The organism is Rhodoblastus sp. (assembly GCF_041915505.1).
Taxonomy (GTDB): Bacteria; Pseudomonadota; Alphaproteobacteria; order Rhizobiales; family Beijerinckiaceae; genus Rhodoblastus.
Genome location: NZ_JAYSBG010000281.1, coordinates 1 through 4,698 on the forward strand (window position 1 = coordinate 1; position 4,698 = coordinate 4,698).

A 4,698-nucleotide genomic window follows, 5' to 3' on the forward strand; every position below is an offset into this window, starting at 1 on the left:
CGATCGACCAGATCACCGTCGACCAGTCGATCTTTTCGAAATCCGGATGGGCCGCGTAATGCGGCTTGACGATCGCCTCGATGAAGGCGCCGAACGGCATGGACGGCGGCAGCGGAAAGGCGATCGCCGAACAGAAGGAAAGATGCTGCTCCCAATGCAGATAGACCACCCGATTGCCGTGGAAATTCTTTTCCAGATCGCGGAATTCGATGTGCTTTTCGTAGTCGGGCGTGAGGGCGACGACGGACATGGTTCTCTCCCGTTTTTTTTGCGGGCGCGGCCTTTCCGGCCGCGCCATTCTTGTTGTCTTGCGAGCGGTTAGACGGCGGTCTTGATCTTCTCGGCCTGCCACTCGTTCCACAATTTTTCGTCCGGTGAGCCGACATAGTCCATATTGTCCGCGCCGACATTCATCCGGTAATAATTCAGCACATCGGGAATGGTGGCGCCGCCACAATTGCCCTGGAAGATCTGGTGCACCGGCAGCCAGGCCTGGGCGAATTTCTCGGGCTCGGCGTCGAAGATGTCTTTGCAGCCGTCCGAGCAGAAGTGATAGGTTTCGCCGCGGAACTGCGTCTTGCGGAAGCAGATCGTGGTCGGGTCGCCCGGCTCGGTATAGCCCATCGGAATCTGGCAGGTCTGGCAGAGCTGCGGCAACGCCATATTGTAGAAGCGCTTGCCTTCCTTCGCCTGTTGAGCCCACATCTCCCAGCGCGGGCGGTAATATTTGTCGAACGTGTTCGGATATTTCTCCGACAGCCAGTCCAGATGCTTGGCGTCCGGGATCCAGGTGTGGAACGCGGCGGCATGGGTATATTGATAGAAGATCGCCCAGTTCTGGTGCGAGATATGCTCGGCCTCGGCGGTCGCGATATCGGCATATTTCGGCGGGCGCAGACCGTAGCGCGCGAGATCCTGGAACAAGGCGCCGCCGGCCTCGGTGAAATAGATTTCCCAGGCTTCCTTCCAGGACATCACCGGCTTGGGCAGCATGTAATCCATCATCATGGCGACGAGGCCGAGCACGCGATGGCCGCGCCAAAACCATTTGTCGACCCATTTCTGCACGATCGGCAGATTGTCCGGATGCTGCTCCAGCAGGAACTTGATGACCTCGATGCCGAGCGTCATGTGACGGCTTTCGTCGGATTGCGCCGAGAAGCCGAAGGTCACGGTGGACATGTCGCCGTTGTAAGCCGCGCCCGACATGAACGGCACGAACAGCAGGTTCGTCAGCACATATTCGAAGGCGAAGCCGATCGCGATCATGAATTCGAACGGGCCGGCCGAACGAGCGTCGTCGAAGAAGCTCTTCGGCACCGAGAGATACCACACGCGGTCATGCATGTGCGGGAACTCGCCGATGCCATCGAAATATTTGTTGTAATGGCTGATGGTGTGGATCTGCGTCTGGATGTGACGCAATTCGTCGAGCGACTGCATCTGCGCCGCGACGCGCGGGCCGACGCCGCGCAAATGACGGCCGGCGAAGGCGAAGCCGCGATGGGCCTGATATTCCTCCGGCGAAATGCCGGTCAGGAACAACTTGACCACATTGGCGTAACGCCCGTCGGAAAGGCCGGTCTGACCATTGTTCTGGGCGAAGGCGTCGAGCACCGCATAGAGCTTGCGCTCCTTCTCCGCCTGGAACTTCCAATAGGCGTCCATGGTCAGGCGGAACGGGTCTTCCCAAGCCGACCAGTCCTTGATCTTGATGCCTTCAAAGGTGTCGTAGGGGAATACCTTGTCCATCGGCTGATAGCTGGTCTCCCAATCGAGCCCGCGGGTCATATGCGCGTAGCGCTGCTTGAGACCGAGTTTCTTGGCGGTCATTGTTTCCTCCCGAATGTGCGTTCCAGATCCTGGATCAATGTTTCCAGCCCACGGTGAACCGGTCGTCGTCCTCGTCGAGATGGCCGGCCATCGAGATCAGGACGAGGTGGATTTCCTGCGGGTCCCATTCGCGGCCGAGACGCTGCTCGACCGAGGCGCGCTTGACGATGATCTCGCCCTCGCAGTCGAGCTTGACGGCGCCGGGCATGTTGAGAACGCGCACGCCCGGATTGTCGGCGAGGATCGCCTCGATGATCGGACGCGCGTCGTCATTGTGATAAAGCGTGATGGACGCAATCTGCGACATGGCGGCTTTCTCCCTCAGAGCGTCAGGCCGAGCGCGCGCGCCCGCTTGATGGCGGCCTCGCCGGCGGCTTCGGCGAGCGCGCCGTTATCGCCGATCAGCGCGGCGGACAAAGGCTTGGCGGCCTCGACCGCGCGGCTGATCCAGTCGACGGCCCATTGCGAAACCAGAGCGCGGTTTTCGGCGCTTTCGGCGGCGACGGTCTTGATGACGCTGTCGCTCCATTTGCCTTCGTCGGCGCGCCAGTCGCTCATGAATTCGGTCAGCATGGCGACCGCGATCTGGGCGTCCTTCCAGGCGGGATCGGCCATCTTGTAGACGAGGTCGAACACCACGCCGTTGATCGCGAGCGTCTGGGCGACGAAGAGCTGGAAGAAATCGCGCTCGACCAAAGTGTCCTCGACCAGCTTGCGCACGCCCTGCCAGGCGGGATCGTTGATCCAGACTTCCTTGGCGAGATCGAGGCTGACGCCGGTCTGGCCGTCGAGCAGCAGGCCGATGCGGCTGACGATCTGCGCCATGCCGAGATGATCGCCGGCCGAGAAGATGCAGGGCGCCGTGACCGCCGTGCCATAGCCGCGCTGGGTGATCTCGGTCATGTTCATATTGGCGCCCCAATGCAGGTGGCGCAGCGGCAACAGGCCGAATTCGATCTGCTTGCGGGCTTCCGGCGTGATCTTCTCGATCAGGCCGCGCTCCTCGGCGAAGGTGAAGGCGCGCTCGGCCGCCTGGTTCATATTGGCGCGCGAGATATTATAGGTGGCGTAATAGAACTGGCGGGGGTCGAGGGGCTTGTACCAGTCCTCCATGACCACCGCGGTCTTTCGCGTGTCATAGACCCAATATTCCGGCTCCCACAAAGGCTTGTAATGGAAGTTGGCGGTCGCCTGCACGTCGAGCGTCGCTTCCTGATAGCGCGTCGCCGGCTTGTCCGCGCCGAGGCGCCGCGCGACATGGCCGAAGGTCTGTCGCTTCGGCTCCATGTCCAATGTTTTAATCTGAACGGTCATTTCGATCCTCCCAAGAACGAATGGCTTATTCGGCGTCGCGCGCCGTCGGGTCGGCGGCGTCTTCGGCCGCATTCTTGACCCGCCGCAGCAAGCCGGGTTGGCGCGAACGCCAGGCCTGGCGCTCCAGCGCGTCGGCCACGGCCGGTTCGGGCGGCAGAACGATCGCGTTCTGCAATTCGCAAAATTCGTCGAAGGCGCTGAAAGGCAGGATCAGCTCGACCGCGAGATCCTGATCGTTGACGGAGAATTCGAACTCGACATAGCGGCCGAGCCGCGAGCCGATGATGCGGACATATTTGCGCATCGGGGCGTCAGGGCGCACGTTGTCTCGCGCGCCGCCAATATCTTGGCGACCCATGCCAGCTCCCTCCCAGGACTTTTGTCGTTCGTTGCGAGGGCGGAGCTCGTTGATCGGCCCCTTGCTCTCGGTTGCCGACTTATCTACGCTCTGAGAAATCGACAGTCAACAAAAATCTCGATATTTTTTCGGAGCGCGATTCTCATTATTTTGTCGATAATCGTGACTTTCGTCTAGAATTCCTGATAACAATCCACAAAATGGGTTTTCCGGCCATGCCGGAACACCGGTGCCAAGCGGGCAAGAGGGTGAAATGGAAACGGCGGGCGACAGATTCGGCGACGAGATCGAGCTTCACGCGAAGGCGGGCAAGACCCTCGTCGAAGGCGCGTACGAAACCTTGCGCCGCGAGATTCTCGAAGGCGCGTTCGAACCGGGCGCCAAGCTGCGCACGGAGGAATTGCGCGCGCGCTACAATATCAGCGGCTCCACCATGCGCGAGGCGCTGACGCGCCTGCTCGGCGAAGCCCTCGTGACATCCGAGGGCCAGCGCGGCTTTCGCGTCGCGCCGGCCTCGCTGGAGGATTTCCGCGACCTGACCGAAGTGCGCAAGCTGATCGAGACGGAAGCGCTGCGGCAGGCGATCACCCTGGGCGACGAAGCCTGGGAGAGCCAGATCGTGGCGACCTTCTACCGCCTCTCCAAGGTCGAGGAGCGCCTGGCCGAAGACCCGTCGAACGCGATCGGCGAGTTCGAGGAGCGCAATCGCGAATTCCACCGGGCGCTGATCGCCGCCTGCCCCTCGCGCTGGCTGCATCATTTCATCGGCCTGCTGTTCCAGCAGTCCGAACGCTATCGCCGCATGTCCATGGCGAAGCGCACCATTCCCCGCGACGTCCACGCCGAGCACAAGGCCATTTTCGACGCCACCATCGCGCGCGACGTCGATCTCGCGTGCAAGCTGACCTCCGATCACATCGACCGCACGCTCACCGTCTTGCGCGCCGCCCTGGAGCCGGCCGGAAAAAAGCCGCGCTGCAAGACCGACGAAAAAGTCTAACGCCGGAGATTCCGCCGCCGCTCAAGCGCTCGGCTTTTGCGTCGGATCGCTGACGCGGAACCCTTCATGGCTCTGGTTTTCCACGGCTCGTCGCGTCGGCGTCGTGATCGTTCGCGACAAGGGATTGAAAGAGCGACCGGGGATACGCCTCGCGAGAACGGAACGCTTCGACGACGCCCTCCCTCTTCCCAGC

6 protein-coding genes are annotated in these 4,698 nt (G+C 61.6%); 1 reads left to right on the top strand and 5 read right to left on the bottom strand.

Translation table 11 applies throughout. The features are described from left to right. The 5 genes from ACE3S9_RS15100 to ACE3S9_RS15120 all read right to left on the bottom strand — a co-directional run. Window positions 1-250, bottom strand: a 250-nt coding sequence (locus ACE3S9_RS15100) for a phenol hydroxylase subunit P4 (RefSeq protein ID WP_374547304.1), incomplete at its 3' end; no start/stop codon positions are given. A gap of 68 nt (window positions 251-318) precedes the next feature. Continuing rightward, the gene (locus ACE3S9_RS15105) at window positions 319-1,833 is read right to left on the bottom strand and encodes an aromatic/alkene/methane monooxygenase hydroxylase/oxygenase subunit alpha (protein ID WP_374547305.1); all 1,515 of its coding nucleotides are present in this window, start codon (window positions 1,831-1,833) and stop codon (window positions 319-321) included. Window positions 1,834-1,867: 34 nt separating this feature from the next. Continuing rightward, a complete protein-coding gene (locus ACE3S9_RS15110; protein ID WP_374547306.1) occupies window positions 1,868-2,140 on the bottom strand; it encodes an MmoB/DmpM family protein in 273 nt (90 codons plus the stop codon). Window positions 2,141-2,154: 14 nt separating this feature from the next. Next, window positions 2,155-3,147 carry a phenol hydroxylase gene (locus tag ACE3S9_RS15115; protein WP_374547307.1) on the bottom strand — a complete coding sequence of 331 codons (993 nt, stop codon included), beginning with the start codon at window positions 3,145-3,147 and terminating at the stop codon, window positions 2,155-2,157. Window positions 3,148-3,172: 25 nt separating this feature from the next. Continuing rightward, window positions 3,173-3,505: a phenol hydroxylase subunit gene (locus tag ACE3S9_RS15120; protein WP_374547309.1), complete on the bottom strand. Its 333-nt coding sequence runs from the start codon at window positions 3,503-3,505 to the stop codon at window positions 3,173-3,175. A 253-nt stretch (window positions 3,506-3,758) separates the two neighbouring features. Between ACE3S9_RS15120 and ACE3S9_RS15125 the strand changes: the two genes are divergently transcribed. Next, on the top strand, window positions 3,759-4,505 hold the full coding sequence (locus ACE3S9_RS15125) for a GntR family transcriptional regulator (RefSeq protein WP_374547310.1): 747 nt from the start codon (window positions 3,759-3,761) through the stop codon (window positions 4,503-4,505). Window positions 4,506-4,698: the final 193 nt, after the last annotated feature.

Coding starts and splice junctions, on each gene's coding strand:
- ACE3S9_RS15105 (WP_374547305.1), bottom strand. CDS start 1,833: ATGACCGCCAAGAAACTCGGTCTCAAGCAGCGCTACGCGCATATGACC.
- ACE3S9_RS15120 (WP_374547309.1), bottom strand. CDS start 3,505: ATGGGTCGCCAAGATATTGGCGGCGCGCGAGACAACGTGCGCCCTGAC.
- ACE3S9_RS15110 (WP_374547306.1), bottom strand. CDS start 2,140: ATGTCGCAGATTGCGTCCATCACGCTTTATCACAATGACGACGCGCGT.
- ACE3S9_RS15115 (WP_374547307.1), bottom strand. CDS start 3,147: ATGACCGTTCAGATTAAAACATTGGACATGGAGCCGAAGCGACAGACC.
- ACE3S9_RS15125 (WP_374547310.1), top strand. CDS start 3,759: ATGGAAACGGCGGGCGACAGATTCGGCGACGAGATCGAGCTTCACGCG.